At 69.1% G+C, this 17,034-nt stretch carries 15 protein-coding genes; 8 read left to right on the plus strand and 7 right to left on the minus strand.

The features are described 5' to 3' along the window. Position 1 precedes the first annotated feature (1 nt). Complete coding sequence (locus tag HUA76_RS21745) at positions 2-229, minus strand: amphi-Trp domain-containing protein (RefSeq protein ID WP_141642906.1); 228 nt, start codon at positions 227-229, stop codon at positions 2-4. A 56-nt stretch (positions 230-285) separates the two neighbouring features. Between HUA76_RS21745 and HUA76_RS21750 the strand changes: the two genes are divergently transcribed. Next, positions 286-1,692, plus strand: coding sequence for an aminotransferase class V-fold PLP-dependent enzyme (locus HUA76_RS21750; RefSeq protein ID WP_174461937.1), 1,407 nt, complete (start codon positions 286-288; stop codon positions 1,690-1,692). A gap of 27 nt (positions 1,693-1,719) precedes the next feature. Here HUA76_RS21750 and HUA76_RS21755 read toward each other — a convergent pair whose 3' ends face one another. Beyond that, positions 1,720-3,396: an arylsulfatase gene (locus HUA76_RS21755; RefSeq protein WP_174461938.1), complete on the minus strand. Its 1,677-nt coding sequence runs from the start codon at positions 3,394-3,396 to the stop codon at positions 1,720-1,722. 212 nt (positions 3,397-3,608) lie between these two features. Between HUA76_RS21755 and HUA76_RS21760 the strand changes: the two genes are divergently transcribed. Beyond that, entirely contained in the window at positions 3,609-5,081 is a 1,473-nt protein-coding gene (locus HUA76_RS21760; RefSeq protein WP_174461939.1) for a D-arabinono-1,4-lactone oxidase, read from the plus strand. Positions 5,082-5,132: 51 nt separating this feature from the next. Here the strand turns inward: HUA76_RS21760 and HUA76_RS21765 are convergent, their stop codons facing one another. Further along, on the minus strand, positions 5,133-6,101 hold the full coding sequence (locus tag HUA76_RS21765; RefSeq protein ID WP_141642910.1) for a deoxyhypusine synthase family protein: 969 nt from the start codon (positions 6,099-6,101) through the stop codon (positions 5,133-5,135). A 187-nt stretch (positions 6,102-6,288) separates the two neighbouring features. Beyond that, on the minus strand, positions 6,289-7,107 hold the full coding sequence (locus HUA76_RS21770; RefSeq protein ID WP_141642911.1) for a PHP domain-containing protein: 819 nt from the start codon (positions 7,105-7,107) through the stop codon (positions 6,289-6,291). A gap of 81 nt (positions 7,108-7,188) precedes the next feature. Here HUA76_RS21770 and HUA76_RS21775 point away from each other — a divergent pair, with 81 nt between their 5' ends. The 5 genes from HUA76_RS21775 to HUA76_RS21795 all read left to right on the plus strand — a co-directional run bounded on the left by HUA76_RS21775 (position 7,189) and on the right by HUA76_RS21795 (position 10,354). Further along, positions 7,189-7,659 (plus strand): Rrf2 family transcriptional regulator, encoded by a 471-nt coding sequence (locus HUA76_RS21775; protein WP_141642912.1) that lies wholly within the window; start codon positions 7,189-7,191, stop codon positions 7,657-7,659. A gap of 12 nt (positions 7,660-7,671) precedes the next feature. After that, positions 7,672-7,950, plus strand: coding sequence for a hypothetical protein (locus HUA76_RS21780; protein ID WP_174455018.1), 279 nt, complete (start codon positions 7,672-7,674; stop codon positions 7,948-7,950). A 58-nt stretch (positions 7,951-8,008) separates the two neighbouring features. Continuing rightward, a complete protein-coding gene (locus HUA76_RS21785) occupies positions 8,009-9,232 on the plus strand; it encodes a deoxyhypusine synthase family protein (protein ID WP_141642914.1) in 1,224 nt (407 codons plus the stop codon). 38 nt (positions 9,233-9,270) lie between these two features. Beyond that, positions 9,271-9,705: an OsmC family protein gene (locus HUA76_RS21790; RefSeq protein WP_141642915.1), complete on the plus strand. Its 435-nt coding sequence runs from the start codon at positions 9,271-9,273 to the stop codon at positions 9,703-9,705. A 121-nt stretch (positions 9,706-9,826) separates the two neighbouring features. Next, positions 9,827-10,354 carry a hypothetical protein gene (locus HUA76_RS21795; RefSeq protein WP_174461940.1) on the plus strand — a complete coding sequence of 176 codons (528 nt, stop codon included), beginning with the start codon at positions 9,827-9,829 and terminating at the stop codon, positions 10,352-10,354. A gap of 76 nt (positions 10,355-10,430) precedes the next feature. Here the strand turns inward: HUA76_RS21795 and speA are convergent, their stop codons facing one another. Then, entirely contained in the window at positions 10,431-12,437 is a 2,007-nt protein-coding gene (gene speA / locus HUA76_RS21800; protein WP_141642917.1) for a biosynthetic arginine decarboxylase, read from the minus strand. 226 nt (positions 12,438-12,663) lie between these two features. Between speA and clpX the strand changes: the two genes are divergently transcribed. Then, positions 12,664-13,737, plus strand: coding sequence for an ATP-dependent Clp protease ATP-binding subunit ClpX (gene clpX / locus HUA76_RS21805; RefSeq protein WP_174461941.1), 1,074 nt, complete (start codon positions 12,664-12,666; stop codon positions 13,735-13,737). On the opposite strand, the gene HUA76_RS21810 is transcribed toward clpX, so the two are convergent. Next, positions 13,727-14,494, minus strand: coding sequence for a CvpA family protein (locus tag HUA76_RS21810; protein WP_141642919.1), 768 nt, complete (start codon positions 14,492-14,494; stop codon positions 13,727-13,729). The two genes, clpX and HUA76_RS21810, sit on opposite strands and share 11 nt — an antisense overlap. Positions 14,495-14,521: 27 nt before the next feature. After that, positions 14,522-15,286 (minus strand): J domain-containing protein, encoded by a 765-nt coding sequence (locus tag HUA76_RS46470; RefSeq protein WP_141642942.1) that lies wholly within the window; start codon positions 15,284-15,286, stop codon positions 14,522-14,524. Positions 15,287-17,034: the final 1,748 nt, after the last annotated feature.

A 17,034-nucleotide genomic window follows, 5' to 3' on the forward strand; every position in this document is an offset into this window, starting at 1 on the left:
CCTACTCGTCGCGCGTCCAGCGGACCTGGAGCTCCAACTCGTCCACGTCGCCTTCGCGCTCGTGCTCGATGCTGAAGTGCGCGTGGGCGGGGACGTGCAGCCGCTCACCAGCCACCTGGATGCTGAAGCCCTTGCCGCTCTCCACCGCGTCCGCGAGGCGTCGCAGCTTCGCGACGAACTGCGCGCGGGGATAGACCTTCTCGATGTCACGCTTGGGTCGCTTCGCCATCACTTCATCCTGCCAGCGACGTGCAAACCCGTCGAACTTCATTACTGTGCGCGCCCATGGGCTCGCTCGAACTGTCCCCCGCGCATTTCCGGCGTCTGGCTGACCGCGTCTCCACCCTGGCCGAGGAGTGGCTCGAAGGGCTCGACTCACGCCCCATCGCGCCCTCAATCAATGGCGCCGCATCGGAGGCGATGTTCTCCGAGGGACTCCCCGAGCAGGGCCTCGGAGACGCCGCGCTGGATGCGCTGCGGCCCTTCATGGAGGGCTCTCGCGCGGGCAATGCGCGGTTCCTCGCGTACGTGTTCGGCTCGGGCGAGCCGGTGGGTGTGCTCGGCGACTACGTGGCCAGCGTGGTGAACCAGAACGTCACCGCGTGGCGCTCGGCGCCCACGGTGGTGAGCCTGGAGCGCTCGGTGATTCGGAGCCTCGCGAGCGCGGTGGGCTGCGAGGGCTTCACCGGGAGCTTCGCGGGTGGAGGCTCCTCCGCCAACCTCATGGCCCTGGCCATGGCGCGTGAGTCGCTCGCTCCCGCCAATGAGGACGGCGCGCCGTCCGGCGTGGTGTACGCGTCGGCTGAAGTCCACATGTCCATTCCCAAGGCTGTCGCGCTCCTGGGCCTGGGGCGCAAGAACCTGCGGCTGATTCCCACGGATGCGCAGTGGCGGATGCGTCCGGACGCACTGGCTCGCGCGATAGCGGAGGACAAGGCCGCGGGCCTACGTCCCCTGGCCGTGGTTGCGACGGCGGGCACGGTGAACACCGGCGCGGTGGACCCGCTGACGGCGGTGGCGGCGCTGGCGCGCGAACACGGCCTGTGGATGCACGTGGATGGCGCCTACGGCGCGCTCGCGGCCATGGCCTTCCCGGAGCGCTTCGAGGGACTGGGTCTGGCGGACTCACTGTCCATGGATGCGCACAAGTGGCTCTATCAGCCAGCGGACTGCGGCGCGCTGCTGTTCCGCGACGCGAAGGCCGCGCGGCGTGCCTTCTCCTTCACGGGGGACTATGCGCGCGCCCTGAACGCGGACCCGGTGGAGGGCTTCGCGTTCTTCGACGAGTCGATGGAGCTGTCACGTCGCGCTCGAGCCCTGAAGGTGTGGCTCTCCGTCCGCTTCCACGGGCTCGCCGCGTTCCGCGAGGCCATCCGCCGCGACGTGCGGAACGCGGAGCGCCTGGAGGCGCTCGTCCGGGACACGGCGGGACTGGAACTCCGCTCCCCGGCGACGCTGAGCGCGGTGTGCTTCCGCTACACGGGCGGACTTCCGGACGCGGGGCTCGACGACTTCAACACGCGACTGCTGGCGCGAATCAACCGGCGGGGCCGTGTCTATCTCTCCAACGCGACGCTGGAGGGGCGCTTCTTCCTGCGTGCCTGCTTCGTGAACCACCGCACCACGCCCGAGGACGTGGCGACGGTGGTTCACGAGGTGCTCGCGGCGGCGGAGGAGCTCAGGGCCTCGTAGTCACGTCACGAGGCCCTGGGCGCGGGCTCAGGCGTGACTCTGCTGGAAGCGGTGGAGGGCCTCCTCCACCTCGTTGGCGAGCGCCATCACCTGGTCGCCGACCTCCGACTTCCCGTCGCGCTGAGCCTCCTTCATCTTCTCCTTCACCTTGTCCTTGAGGGGGCCGATGCTCAGGCTGCCCGGGGCCTGACTGGGCACGTAGTCGATGAGGCTCTCCGCGAACTTCTTCACCAGCGCCTGGGCCGGGACGAAGAGGAACATGCGCTGGCCGTACCATTGCGTGTACAGGCCGGAGAAGAGCGCCTCCTCGAACGGGTCCGAGCGCAGGTTGAGGATGTAGGGCCAGGAGGGGTTGAAGCGCTTGCCGCTGAACCACATGTCCGGGCCCCGGCCATCCTGGTAGCTGAAGATGACCTTCCAGTCGTCGTAGCGCACCGCCGCGATGTTGCCGCTGTCGAGCACGTAGATGAACTCGTGTCGCTGTCCCGGCTCCTTGCCCGCGAGCAGCCCGCGCTGGTCATACCCATCCAGGTGCACGCGGAACTTCTTCTTCCCCACCGTGTGGCCCTGCTTGCACTTGTCCACGATGTCCTCGGGACCGCCCGACGCCGCGACGAAGGTCGGCATCCAGTCCTCGTGCGCGAAGATGTCGTTGATGACGGTGCCCGCCTCGATGACCCCGGGCCACCGCACGACGCAGGGGACACGCACGCCGCCCTCCCACGTGGAGCCCTTCTCGCCCCGGAAGGGCGAGTTGCCGCCGTCGGGCCAGCCCATCTTCTCCACGCCGTTGTCGGTGGAGAACACGACGATGGTGTTGTCCGCGATGCCCAGGTCATCCAGCTTCTTCAGCAGCATGCCCACGTGGTCATCCAGCTCCGTCATCGCATCCGCGTACAGGCCCTTGCCCGTCTTGTTGCGGTACTTCTCCTGCAAGAACGTCCACACGTGGGTGCGCGTGCTGTTGTGCCAGAGGAAGAAGGGCTTGTCGTCCTTCGCCGCGCGCTCCATGAACGACAGGGAGGACTTGAGGAACTCCTCGTCCACCGTCTCCATGCGCTTCGTCGTGAGCGGCCCGGTGTCGACAATCTTCTGCCGGCCCACGCGGCCCCAGCGTGGATCCTCCGTCGGGTCGTCGCGGTCCGTGGACCAGCAGTGGAGCACCCCTCGCGGACCGAAGCGCTCCTTGAACGCCGGATCCTTCGGGTAGTCGGGGCACTCGGGCTCGTTCTCCGCGTTGAGGTGGTAGAGGTTGCCGTGGAACTCGTCGAAGCCGTGCACCGTGGGCAGGTAGCGATTCGAGTCGCCCAGGTGGTTCTTGCCGAACTGCCCGCACACGTAGCCCTGGGGCTTGAGCAGCTCCGCGATGGTGGGGTCCGAGTCCTGGAGGCCGTAGGCGGCGCCTGGCATGCCGATGGTCGTGAGCCCCGTGCGCAGCGGGTTCATGCCGGTGATGAAGGCGGCGCGGCCCGCGGTGCAGCTCTGCTGGCCGTAGCAATCCGTCATCATCGCGCCCTCCTTCGCGATGCGGTCGATGTTGGGCGTCCGGTAACCCATCATTCCCTGGTTGTAGGCGCTGACGTTCCACAGGCCGATGTCGTCACCCCAGATGACCAGGATGTTCGGCTTCTTCCCCGGCTGCTTGCTGTCGTGGCCGTTGCCGTTGCCGTTGCCCTTGTTCTTGGATTTTCCGATGAACGCCATTCGCTCCGCCCCCCGCTGTCCCGCCGTCGGTGAAATCCGTCCGGCCGACAGGCAAGGTGAGGCGGGGTGGTGTGAGGGGCGACTTGCCCTGCGGGGCAGTGGTCGGCCGGCTCCATTCCCGAACCCGTGCGTCCAGGCGAGCGTCGCCCCGCCCCAATGACTCACACCCGCGGCCGTTGCGCCTCCCTCTTTCGAGAAACGAGGGGGGACCCATGACGCTGGACCGCATTCGCCGCATCGCGCGCACGTGGCGCATCAACACGCTCAACACCGCTGTCTATGTCGCGTCGGGTGGCACCAAGACACTTCACGAAGGTCACTTCGCCCGCTGGCGCGGAACCTGGCGCAATTGGAGCCGGACCTTCGAATGTCAGCCCGAGCGCTTCGAGACGCCGGGCACGGAGGCGGAGCTGTGTCGCATCGTCCGTGAGTCGGAGAAGGTCCGCGTCGTGGGCGGGGGACATTCGTTCAACCGCTGTCCGCTGACCCAGGGGACCCTGATTTCGCTCGATGCGCAGAACCGCGTCCTGGAGGTCGACATGGAGCGGCGAGTGGTGCGCGTCCAGGCTGGCATCCGGCTGCGCGACTTCACCCGGCGGCTCCTGGAGCACGGCCTCGCGTTACCGGTGCTCGGGTCCACGAACGCGCAGAGCCTGGGGGCGCTGATTGGCACGGACCTGCACGGCACGGGCAGGTCGCATGGCTTCCTCTCCGAGCAGGTGCTGTCGCTGCGCGTGGTGGACGCCGCGGGCGAGGCGCGCACGCTCCGGCGCGGCACGCCCGAGTTCCATGCGGTGGCGGGCTCGATTGGCACCTGCGGCGTCGTCACCGAGCTGGAGCTCCAGTGTGTCCCCGCGTTCAACCTGGAGAAGCGCCTGGAGGTCGTCCCGCGTCGGTGGGCCGAGGACCACCTGGACGAAATCCTCGGCACGAATGACCACGTCAGCTTCTATTACGTGGGCGGGATTGACGCGGAGCACGTCCGGATGAACGTGTGGAACCGGTCGACGCGGCCTCCGTCGCGGTTCTGGCACCTCCGGAAGATGGGGCTGGAGCTGCTGGACATGTCGCTGTCGGGCTATCTGCTCGGCTTGTCCCGGGTGCTGATGCTGACGGAGCCCTTCGCGAAGGTCGGCTTGTTCTTCATGAAGCTCACGCAGCAGGGACGCAAGACGGTGCTCCCCATGTGCTCCGCCTTCTCGCGCCAGCTCTTCTACCACCACGATGAGATTGAGTACGGCGTGCCCTTCGCCGTGCATCAGCGGTGTCTCCAGGAGGTGTTCGACCTGCTGAAGCGACGGCGCTTCGTCTGCATCGTCGAGGTGCGCTTCACGCCCGCGACCTCCATGGCCACGGTGGGGCCGGGCGTGGGGCGGCGCACGTGTTTCATGGAGCTGGCGCCCAGCCTGTCCGTCGACTCGAGCTCCGTCTTCGCGGAGGCGGAGCAGATCTTCCTCAAGTACGGCGGGCAGGTTCATCTGGGGAAGGCGACGCGCGCCACCGAGGAGGACATGGAGCGGATGTATGGCGTGCGCTGGCACGCGCTGCGCACCGTGCAGCGCGCCCAGGACCCCGATGGGAAGTTCGTCAACGACTTCGTGGCCCGCGTCTTCGGCCCCACGCGGAGGCTGGAGACGCGGGACGAAGACGCGCCGACACCGGAGCCCGTCGTCTCATGGGGTTGAATCGCCACGCTCCCTTCCCGTCGTGTGCGGGAAGGGAGGCGGGCCCGCGCGTTACTGGTCCAGGACGTAGGCGAACAGCAGGGGAGCGACGATGGAGGCATCGCTCTCGACGATGTACTTGGGCGTGTCGAGGCCCAGCTTGCCCCAGGTGATCTTCTCGTTCGGCACCGCGCCCGAATACGAGCCGTAGCTCGTCGTCGAATCGCTGATCTGACAGAAGTAGCCCCAGAGCGGCACGCCGGTGCGCTGCAAATCCTGATGCAGCATGGGCACCACGCAGATGGGGAAGTCCCCCGCGATGCCGCCGCCAATCTGGAAGAAACCCACGGGCGTCTTCGGAGCCACGTCCGTGTACCAGGCCGCCAGCGTCTGCATCGCCTCGATGCCCGTGCGCACCGTGTGCACGTTCTTCACGTCCCCGGAGATGCAGTGCCCCGCGTACATGTTGCCGAGCGTCGCGTCCTCCCAGCCCGGCACCCAGATGGGCAGGTTCTTCTCGCACGCGGCCAGCAGCCAGCTGTTCTTCGGGTCGATTTCGTAGCTCGACTCCAGCTTGCCGCCGCGGAGCACGCGGTACATGAACTCGTGCGGGAAGTAGCGCTCGCCCGCGCGGTCCGCCGCCATCCACTCCTCGAGCACCACCGCTTCGATGCGCCGCATCGCCTCCATCTCCGGGATGCAGGTGTCGGTGACTCGGTTCATGTGCCGTCCGAGCAGCGCCAGCTCATCCGCGGGCGTGAGGTCCCGGTAGTTCGGCACCCGCTCGTACGCCTCGTGGGCCACGAGGTTGAAGAGGTCCTCTTCCAGGTTCGCCCCGGTGCAACTGATGGCGTGGACCTTGTCCTGGCGAATCATCTCCGCCAGGGAGATGCCCAGCTCGGCCGTGCTCATGGCCCCCGCCAGTGTCACCAGCATCTTTCCGCCGCCATCGACGTGACGGCGGTAGCCCTCGGCCGCGTCCACGAGCGCGGCGGCGTTGAAGTGACGGAAGTGCGTCCGACAGAAGTCCCTGATTCCCATGCGTGCTGCTCCCGGCGACCACGAGGTACAAGCGCGGGGGCTGTCGCCAGGAACACACCACGCCTGAACGCTCTACGGTCCGGACTGGCACCGCCATCGAAGCGTCGGGTGGCTCGGCGGGGTTCGTATATTCGCTTCACCCACGCGCCGCAACATGGGCGGCGGGCCTGCTCGGCGGGCAGGGAGCTCAGGCGGCGGCGCGGGACTTCAGCTTCGCGAACAACTCCGGCGGCATCGCGGCCGTGCCCAGGCGGTGCTCGGGCGACACGGCCTCTCCATGGAAGTCACTGCCGGCGGTGGGCACCAGGTCGTGCTCCTTCGCCAGAGCCAGATACTTCTGCCGCAGCCCCGGGTTGTGGTCCGCGTGCAGCACCTCCAGGCCGGAGAGCCCCGCCTTCGTCAGCTCGCGAATCTCCATCCGCTCCGCCTTGGACGAGCCCGGGTGCGCCAGCGTCGCCGTGCCGCCCGCGTTGCGGATGAGGCGGATGGCGTCCGCGCCGTCCAGCTTGAAGCGCTCCACCCAGGCCATGCCCCGCGTCCCCAGGAAGCGGTCGAACGCGGCCTTCATGTCCACCGCCCAGCCCTGGTCCACCAGCACCCGCGCCAGGTGCGGCCGGCCCAACTGCGCATCCCCCGCGACGGCCAGCACATGCTCCATGCGCACCGGGAAGCCCAGTTGCTGCATCCGGGCCACCATGGCCTCCATGCGCTGCTCGCGCTCGCCGCGCAGGCGCTGGGCGAACCGCGCGAGGTCCTCGTCGTCCGGCCTCACGAAGTGCCCGAGGATGTGTACCTCGCGACCCAGGACGAAGGCGGACACCTCGATGCCCGGCACCAGCTCCACGCCGTGAGCGCGCGCCGCTTCGCCGGCCTCCGCCAGCCCCGCCACCGTGTCGTGGTCCGTCACCGACAGCACCGTCACCCCCGCCGCCGCCGCGCGCGCCATCAGCTCCGTGGGCGTGTACTGGCCGTCGCTGGCGGTGGTGTGGGAGTGCAGGTCGATCATCTCGGGCTCCGGGGCGAGCGGTTGAAAGCCGCACTGTCGCGACCTAGGCTCTTCTTCAAACCACGGACAACGTCAAGAGCGATGCCGCAGCACCCACTCCAAATCTCACGAAAGATTGAGTACGGGCTGCGGGCCATGACCTTCCTGGCCTCACAACCCCTGGAGCGCATGGTTCCCTTCCGGGAAATCGCGCGCCGGATGGACGTTCCCGAGGACTTCCTCGCCAAGATTCTCAAGGTCCTCGTCTCCCAGAAGCTCGTGCGGTCCACCCGGGGCGCGCACGGGGGCTACGCGCTGTCCCGGCCCGCCCGCGAGGTGACGTTCCTGGAGGTCATCGAGGCGGTGGAAGGGCCCGTCCACGTCAATGTCTGCCAGGACACGCAGCACGATGGCTGCAAGGCCACCGGCAGCTGCACCATGTACGGCGTCTGGAAGCTGGGGCAGCAGCGGATGCTGGACGTGTACCGCTCCACCACGCTGGACCGTCTGGCGATGACAGAGCTGCGGGCCCCGTCGGAAACCGGCTCGCCGGCCGTGACGGCGCGGGCCTAGACTGCCCGCCCCATGGCCAAGAAATCCGACACGAGCATCGAGAACCGGGTGTACCTCTTCGAGTCGCTCGCCAGCAGCTACGTGGCCGCGGCCTCGGAGGCGCTGGGCTCCAAGGACTCCGCCGAGCGCGAGCGTGCCCGGAGGGCCCTCGCGGAGCTGGCCTTCGTCTCCTGTGTGGTGGCGGACACCGGGGACCTGACGCCCGAGCAGGTCCGGGAGCGGGTGCTGAGCGCGCCCGCCGTCGACGCCGCCCCCCAGAAGCGCGGCAGCCGTCGCAAGCGCGACAAGTAGGGGCGGGGGCTCAGGCGGTGCTCCCCTTGGCGGGCGGGCGGTGTTAGATCGCCGCGCCATGGCCAAGACCTCCTCGAACCCGAAGAAGTCCCTCCGCTCCGCGTACTCCGGCGCCCGCAAGGCGGACCCCCGTCCCATCACCGGCAAGGAGAGGCCGGCGGAACTGCTCGCCCACGCCTTCAGCGCCTACGTGGGCCGCCAGGAGCGCACCGCGTTCGAGCTGATGTCCAAGTCGATGGAGGACGACGCGTCCATCTTCCTCACGCTGTCGGGCGCGATGACGCCGGCGGGTCTGCACCAGAGCTGTCTGATTCCCCTCATCGAGAAGGGCGTCATCTCCGCCATCACCACGACGGGCGCGAATCTGTACCACGACGCCCACCGCATCATCGGCCACGCCATCCGTGAGGTGAACCCCAACGCGGGCGACCTCCAGTACCGGCTGGCGCGCATCATCCGCATCTATGACCTGGGTTTCTGGGAGGAGGCGCTGCTCGACACCGACCGCCTCTTCTCCGCCATCATCCGGCAGCCCGAGTTCCAGAAGAAGATGACCACGCCGGAGTTCCACTTCCTGCTCGGCAAGGCCATCCACGGAATCGAAAAGCAGCTGGGCGTGAAGCAGCCGTCGCTCCTGTCCACCTGCTACAAGCACGCGGTCCCCATCTGGGTGGGCGCGGTGCAGGACGGCTCCATCTTCCTGAACATCGTCAAGCTCAAGCGCCTGCTTGGGCCCGAGTTCAAGTTCGAGCTCGACATCAACGACGACGTCTACTCCATGGCGGCGATGCAGCACTTCTGCCGGCACAACGGCAGCAAGCGGCTGGCCATCTGGATTCTGGGCGGCGGCGTGCCGAAGAACTACACGCTCCAGGGTGAGCCGCTGCTGGACCAGATTCTCAACGTCCCCACGTCGGGCTTCGACATCGACGTGCAGTTCTGCGTGGACCCGGTGGACAACGGGGCGCTGTCCAGCTGCCCCGCGGGCGAGGGCCACACCTGGGGCAAGGTCTCCGTGGAGGCGGTGGAGACGGGCTCCGTCTACGTCCACTGCGACGTGACGGCGGTGTTCCCCTGGCTGACGCACGCGCTGCTCAACGAGCCGAAGAACAAGCGCAAGCCCATGCGGCTGATGGACCGGCTGCCCGAGGCCATCACCTTCCTCGACGCCGATGTGAAGAAGCGCAGCAAGGCTCTGATGAAGACGCTGGACTGGAGCGTGGAGGAGGCGGAGCCTTCCACCAAGAAGGACGCGAAGAAGCACGAAGCCTACGTCCGCTGAACGCCCCAGGCCCCCAGGCTCCAAGGAGCTTCTGACCCATGAGCACGCAACAGCCCCCTGCCACCGGCGTGGTGATGACCCTGGTCAGCCACGCCCAGTTCAAGACGCAGCTCACCCACGGCCCCTCCAGCGCGGGCCTCCAGACGGAGGCGCCCCGCGACAATGGCGGCACCGGCGGCAGCTTCTCGCCCACGGACCTGGTGGGCGCGGCGCTGATGTCCTGCGCGGTGACGACGATGCACCTGTTCGCCTCGCGCGAGGGCATCGCCCTGGGAGAGATTCGCGCGAAGGTGGAGAAGCGGATGACGCCGCCGCCGCGCCGCATTGGCGAGCTGGTGCTGGACATCCAGATGCCCGCGGGCCTGTCCGCCGAGCACCGTGCTCGCCTGGAGCAGGTGGGCCGTGAGTGTCCGGTGGCTCGCAGCCTCCACCCCGAGGTGAAGCTGCCTCTGACGTTCAGCTACCCGGACTGAGCCGGGCGCCCGGCTGTCCGGCCGTCCCCCAGTGGAGCCTCCGGGCCTTTGCTGCCCGGAGGCTCCCGCGTGAGAACCCTTCCCCCGCGGCGGTGTGGGCCGCGTGGCCGGGAGGGGCGGCATGGATGCGAAGCGACTGGGTATCTATCTCAGCGATCACCACGCGGGCTCGGTGGCGGGCATCGCGCTGGCGCGGCGCACCGAGTCGGAGAATCACAGCAACCCCGTGGGCCACTTCCTGGCCGCGCTCATCCCGGAGCTGCGCCAGGACCAGCGGACGCTCGAGGCGGTGATGCGGGCCCTGGAGCTGCGCAAGGACCCGCTCAAGCCCCGCGTCGCGTGGGTGATGGAGAAGGCGGGCCGCCTGAAGCTCAACGGCCACTGGGTGCGCTACTCGCCCTTGAGTCGCCTCATCGAACTGGAGGGCCTGTGCACGGCCACCGAGGGCCGCATGTCCCTGTGGAGCACGCTGGCGCGGCTCCAACTTCACGACTTGCGGCTGGCGGGCTTCGACTTCGAGTCGCTCGTCGCCCGGGGTGAGCTGCAACAGGCGGGGCTCCAGCGGCTGCGCGCCCGCGCGGCGGATGTCGCCTTCGCGGACGAGCCCACGCCCTTCGGCGCCGGGGAGCCCGCCATCGCCAGCTACTGAAAACACCACGCCCCCCGACGCTTCCCCTCAAGGGGCGCGGCGGAGGGCGGGGTTTGAAGCGTCGAAGGCGAAGTGACTACGTGCCCGACGGAGACACCGGAGGACGGGTGGCGTCCGGCACCGGCACCAGACGGAGCTGGCTGGCGCTGCCCGCGAAGGTCGCGTCCACGCCGCGCTCCAGGTACGTGTAACCGGACAGGCCGTCCTCGTACATGCGCAGCAGGGTGCGCGACTCGTCCAGGGAGATGCGACCCTGGCGCAGCGCCATCTCGGTGAACTTGCGCAGCCGGGCCACCAGGTCATCCCTGCTGTAGCTGACGTAGTTCAGCACTTCCGTCACGGTGTCACCGGCCACCACGTGGTCGATGAGGTAGCCGCCGTTGGGCGCCAGCGACACCTGCACCGTGTGCGTGTCCCCGAAGAGGTTGTGCAAGTCGCCGAGAATCTCCTGGTACGCGCCGACCAGGAAGATGCCCAGGTAGTAGTCGTCATCGTTGAGCGCGTGCAGCTCCAGCGCGTCCTTCACCTCGCGCTTGTCGATGAAGTGCTCGATCTTGCCGTCCGAGTCGCAGGTGATGTCCGCCAGCGTCGCGCGGCGCGTCGGCTTCTCCGCCAGCCGGTGGATGGGCATCATCGGGAAGAGCTGGTCAATCGCCCACGAGTCCGGCAGCGACTGGAACACGGAGAAGTTGCAGAAGTACGTGTCGCTGAGCGCCTTCTCGAGCGAGTCCAGCTCCTCGGGAATCTCGCCGGCCTCCTTCGCGATGCGCATGATCTTGTGGCAGGTGGCCCAGTAGATGTTCTCGGCCGCCACGCGCTGCTCCAGCGACAGGTGACCCAGCGAGAAGAGGGTGAGGCTCTCCTCCTTGGCGTCCTGCGCGTCGTGCCACGCCTCCAGCAGGTTCTTGTTCGTCACCTCGCGGAAGGTGGACAGGAGGTTGCGCACCACGGAGGGCGCCTTCTCGTCCACCTTGTCCGGCACGTGGGCCGGGTCGAACTCGCTGGTGCCCAGCACGTCCACCACCAGCACCGCGTGGTGCGCGACGACGGCGCGCCCCGACTCGGAGACGAGCGTCGGGTGCGGCACGCCAGCGCGGTCACACGCCTCCATCACGCCGAAGACGACGTCGTTGGCGTACTCCTCCGTCGTGTAGTTCATGGAGGAGGCGAAGTTCGTCTGGGAGCCGTCGTAGTCCACGCCCAGGCCACCGCCCACGTCCAGGTACTTCAACGGCGCGCCCTGACGCGCCACCTCCACGTAGAAGCAGCCCACCTCGCGCAGCGCGTTCTTCACGTTGCGGATGTTGGAGATCTGGCTTCCCAGGTGGAAGTGCAGCAGTTCGAAGGCGGGCAGCAGGCCCGTGTCCTTCATGAAGCTGATGCAGCTCATCAGCTCCGACGAGGACAGGCCGAACTTGGAGCGGTCTCCGCCGCTGGCCTCCCACTTGCCGGCGCCACGGGTGGACAGCTTCACGCGCATGCCCAGCCGCGGGGTGATGCCCGTGCGGCGCGAGACCTCCGCGATGAGGGGCAGCTCGCTGGGCTTCTCCACGACGAGGATGACGTTGCGGCCCAGGCGCGAATAGAAGAGGGCCGTCTCGATGTACTCCTCGTCCTTGTAGCCGTTGCAGATGACGAGCGCTTCCTCGTTCTCCAACAGCGCCATCACCGCCATCAGCTCCGGCTTGCTGCCGGCTTCCAGGCCGTAGTTGTAGCCCTTGCCCGCCTCGATGATGGTCTCCACCACGTAGCGGTGCTGGTTCACCTTGATGGGGTAGACGCCCCGGTAGCCGCCCTTGAAGCCCTGGTCGGCCATGGCCTTGCGGAAGGCCTCGTTGAGGTGGACGACGCGGTGGCGCAGCACATCCGTGAAGCGCAGCAGCAGCGGCAGTCCAATGCCCCGGCGACGAACTTCGTCCACCAGGTCCTTCAAGTCCATGCTGGGGGCCTGGGGGCCGTCCGGATGGACGCAGACGTGGCCCTTGTCGTTGATGCCGAAGTAGGGCGAGCCCCAGTTCCGGATTCCATAGAGCTCGTGCGCGTCAGCGAGGGTCCAGCGGTGCGGAGGGGCGTTTGCGGGCATCGGCGGTTCGAGGCTCCCAGGGAAATGGAGGGTGGACTCCAGTCAACACTGGAGGGGCGCGGGAACTATAGGAAAGCCCCCCCGCATACAACAGCCGGCTGAAGGGACAGCAAGCTGGCGGGCAGGCGACCACCCCGGGCCCCTGTCCTGGCGGGCGGACCTTCCATCTGATTCCTACCCTTTGGACGGAGTGTCGGGAGGACGCGTGGATAGAAGGGAAGGGTACATGGAGTCGTCCGCACGCAGGGAAGAAGCGCCGCTGACCCCTCGAGAAATCTACGAGCGACTGGACCGCTACGTCATTGGCCAGGACGCCGCCAAGCGGGCAGTGGCCATCGCCGCCCACAATCACCTCAAGCGCGTGCAGGCCCGGAGGCTGCGTCGGCAGTCGCTCATCAAGAAATCCAACATCCTGCTCATTGGCCCCACCGGCAGCGGCAAGACGCACATCGCCCGCAACCTGGCGGACATCCTCCAGGTGCCCTTCACCACCGTGGACGCCACCGAGTACACGGAGGCGGGCTACTACGGCAAAGACGTGGAGGTGATGATCTCCGACCTGCTCCTCAAGGCGAACCACTCCGTCGAGGACACGCAGCGGGGAATCATCTTCGTGGACGAGGTGGACAAGATTGCCCGCCGCTCCCAGGGCGCCCGCAACGGTGCGGGCAGCCGGGACATCGGTGGAGAGGGCGTCCAGCAGGCCCTGCTGAAGCTCCTGGAGGGCCGCGAGGTGTACGTGCCGCTCAACGTCACCCAGGCCTGGAACAAGAGCGACTTCGTCCAGGTGGACACGCGCGACATCCTCTTCATCTGCGCGGGCACCTTCAGTGACTTGCACGACGCCGGCGACGAGGCGTTCAGCAGGCCCCTGGGCTTCGGCGCGGACGACGCCTCCAAGCGGCTCCGCAAGCGCATCAGCACCAAGCAACTGGTGGAGTTCGGGATGCTGGCGGAATTCCTCGGCCGCCTGCCCGTGGTGGTGCAGTTGGATTTGCTGGGCGAGGCGGACCTCATCCGTGTGCTCACGGAGCCGCCGGACTCCATCGTCCGGGAGTTCCGTGAGCTGTTGGCCATGGACGAGCTGGAGCTGGAGTTCGACGACGCGGCGCTGCGCGAGGTGGTGCACTACTCGGTGTCGCGCGGGCTGGGGGCTCGTGGGCTGCGCTCCATCCTGGAGCACGTGATGGCGGACATCATGTTCGAGGCGCCCGAGCGTCGTCGTCGGCAGTTGAAGGTGGACGCGGACTACGTGCGTCCCCGGCTGGTGGGGCTGGACGCCGTGCAGCTCAACGTATGACGTCCCCGGCATGCTCCGAGGCCCGGGCCGCCGCTCCCAGTCGGGCGGCGATGTCCGGGTCCTGGATGAGCTGGAGGACCAGGTCGTTGCGCAGGAGCGCGGCCGTGTCGCCCCGGACGAGCGCCTGCTTCACCTTGTCGTCCTGGAGGAGCCGCTGGAAGCGCGGGTCCTTGCGCAGGGCCTTGAAGGCGGGGTCGTTCTTCAGTGACGCCGCGCGCTCCGGGTCCCCCGCGGCCTTGGCCACCTGGACCATGTCGTCCATGGGGGCGAACTGGGTCATCTCGAAGAGGTTGTAGCGGCGCGCGGCGTGGGCGGCCAGGGAGTCCTTGGGCGACACGCCGATGCGCTTGCCGGCGACGATGACGTGCTGCTCGAAGAAGGTCATCGCGCTCAGGGCCATCCAGGCGAAGGCCGCCGTCTTCCCCGCGCCCAGCACGAAGCCGAGGAACCGGTCGATGCCCCGGTTCTCGTTCTGCTTGCCCGTGGCGAGGAAGCGCTGGAGCAGGGTGCCCAGCGCGTAGCGCACGGTGAGCCACACGCCGACGAAGAGCAGCACCGTGCCCAGCAGGAGGCCCAGCAGCAGCGGGCCGTCGAGTGCCTCCGCCAGCCGGGGTGCGACGAAGGGGCCCAGCCGGCGCGAGGCGAAGAACCCCAGCGCCAGGCCCACCCAGTTGGCCACCTGGCGTGAGGCGCCGGTGAGGGCGCCGATGAGCCCGAAGAAGAGCACCATGCCCAGGATGATGAGGTCGATGACCATGGGGCTTTGCCGCGCCTCCGGACGACGTCAGCGAATCTTGAACGAGTCGCCCTTGGCCTTGGCTTCTTCAGACAGGCGCTTTTGCGCCTCGGCCAGGCTCTCCTTGTAGCGGGGATTGGAGGGCTCGTAGGTGAGGGCCATCTTCAAGTTGCGCTCGGCGGCGGACCAGTTGCCGGCGTCGATGTCCTTCTGGGACTGCTGGTAGAACTGGCGCCCCTTGGGGTGGGTGCCAATCTGTTCTTCCTGCTCCTTCTTCGCGGCGGCCTTCGTCTCGGATTCGGACGCCTCGGTGAAGCGCAGCTTCTGCGCGCGCTCCGCGCCCGTCACATCGACGAGGTACTTCTTGCGCTTCGTGTCGTCGCGCAGGACGTAGTAGGCCTCGGTGACGCGCTTGTAGAGCTCGTGCACCTGCTCCTTGAGCTGCTTGTCGTCGATGTGGAAGAAGCGGTCCGGATGGTAGGTGCGGCTCTCCCGGTAGAACGCCTTCTTGATGTCGGCGGGAGTGGCCGTGCGCTCCAGCAGGAGCACCTCGAAGTAGTCGAGCTGGTCCAGCTTCGCGCAGCGCGACTGGAGGTCCGCGAGCTGGTGTTCATCCAGGCCCGGGCCCTTGGCCGCGCTCGGCGGTGGAGGCGGCGCCATGGGCGCGATGGAAGGGACCGCCGGCGCGATGGGCGGCACCATGGGGCTGATGGCCGGAACGCGGGGCGCCGTCATCGGCGGGATGCCCGGGACGGTGGCCGCGGCGGGAGGCCGGGGCGGCAGGTCCGAGGGCGCCAGTGCCGGCAGCGACATCGTGGGCCGTGCGCCCGGACGTGCCTGCGGAGCTGAGGTCGGCGGCGGAGGCGGGACGACCTGTCCGACGGCGAGCGTCGGAGGTGGACGGGGCGTGAGCGCGGGACCCCGTGGCGCGGCGCCTTGCGGCGGTACGGCCGGGGCGATGCTCGGAACGGTGGTGTGGGGCGGTCCCGCCAGGGGAGTGGTCGCCGGACGGACGGAGGGGGCCGCCGGGGCGATGCTCGGCACCGCGGGCGCGATGGACGGGACTCCGGGAGGAATGCTCGGCACCGCACCATGGGGCGCGGCGCCAGCGACGGGAGGTGGCGGCGGCACGATGGCGCGAGGCGCGACGGGCGGAGGCGTCAGGGGCGAGGTGCCGGCGGATGCCACGCGAGGCGGGGTGCCCGCGACAGGCGGAGGAGGCGGCACGGTGCCGACGGGAGCCGCACGGGGTGGAGTGCCGGCGACAGGAGGAGGCGTCGGCGGCGCGAGACCGGCGGGAGTCCCACGCGGCGCGGGGCCCGAACCCGGAGGAGGCGGCACGGTGCCGACGGGAGCCGCGCGAGGTGGCGTGCCGGTGACAGGAGGTGGCGTCAGCGGCGCGAGACCGGCGGGAGTCCCACGCGGCGCCGGGCCCGAACCTGGAGGAGGCGGCGGCACCGTGCCCATGGGCGCCGTGCGAGGCGCAGCGCCCGCGACGGGAGGAGGTGTCAGCGGCGCGAGGCCCGCAGGCGTCGGACGCGGGGCGGGGCCCGAAGCGGAGGGGACTGCGCCCCCGGGTGCTCCGCCCGCGACAGGCGGGGGAGTCAACGGCGCGATCCCGGAAGGTGCGCCTTGGGGCGAGGGCGGTGGTCCTGCTCGCGCGGCGGGCGCTGTGGGCCTCGCTGTCGCTTGAGCCTGCGGCGTACCCGTTGCGGGACTCGCGGGTGCACCGCCGGCGGCGGGCATGGCAGCAGCCACCGTGGGCCTCGCACCTGTTGCCGGAGTCGCGGGCGCACCGACGGCGGGAATGCCTGCGGCGATCGATGGCCTCGCACCCGTTGCCGGAGTCGCGGGCGCACCGACGGCGGGAACGCCTGCGGAGACAGTGGGCCTCGCACCCGTTGCTGGACTCGTGGGTGCACCGACGGTGGGAATGCCTGCAGCGACCGTGGGCCTTGCACCCGTTGCTGGACTCGCGGGTGCACCGACAGCGGGAATGGCGCCCGCGACCGAGGGCCTCGCACCTGTCGCCGGAGTCGTGGGCGCACCGACTGCGGGCACCGCGGAGACAGTGGGCCTCGCACCCGTTGCCGGAGTCGCGGGCGCACCGACAGCGGGCACCGCGGAGACCGTGGGCCTCGCACCCGTTGCCGGAGTCGCGGGTGCACCGACAGCGGGCACTGTGGAGGCAGTGGGCCTCGCACCTGTCGCCGGAGTCGTGGGCGCACCGACTGCGGGAATCCCTGCGGAGACAGTGGGCCTCGCACCCGTCGCCGGAGTCGCGGGCGCACCGACGGCGGGCATGGCGGCCACCGTGGGCCTCGCGCCCGTGGGCGTGGAGGTGGGGCTTCCCACCGAGGGCAGCCCCGTGGCGCTCGTGCGCTGCGGCGTGGGCGCGGTGATGGCGGGCACGGACACCGTGGGCCGCTGCGATGGAGGCACGGCCGGCGCCGCGACGCCCGGAGGTCTTGCTGTCGGCACTCCAGCGGGCGCGGCTTCCGTTCCGGGAGGACGCGGCGGGGCGGCGGCGGGAGGCCTGGCCACCGGCGCCGGAGTGGGCG

The organism is Myxococcus sp. CA056 (assembly GCF_013336715.1).
GTDB classification, from domain to species: domain Bacteria; phylum Myxococcota; class Myxococcia; order Myxococcales; family Myxococcaceae; genus Myxococcus; species Myxococcus llanfairpwllgwyngyllgogerychwyrndrobwllllantysiliogogogochensis.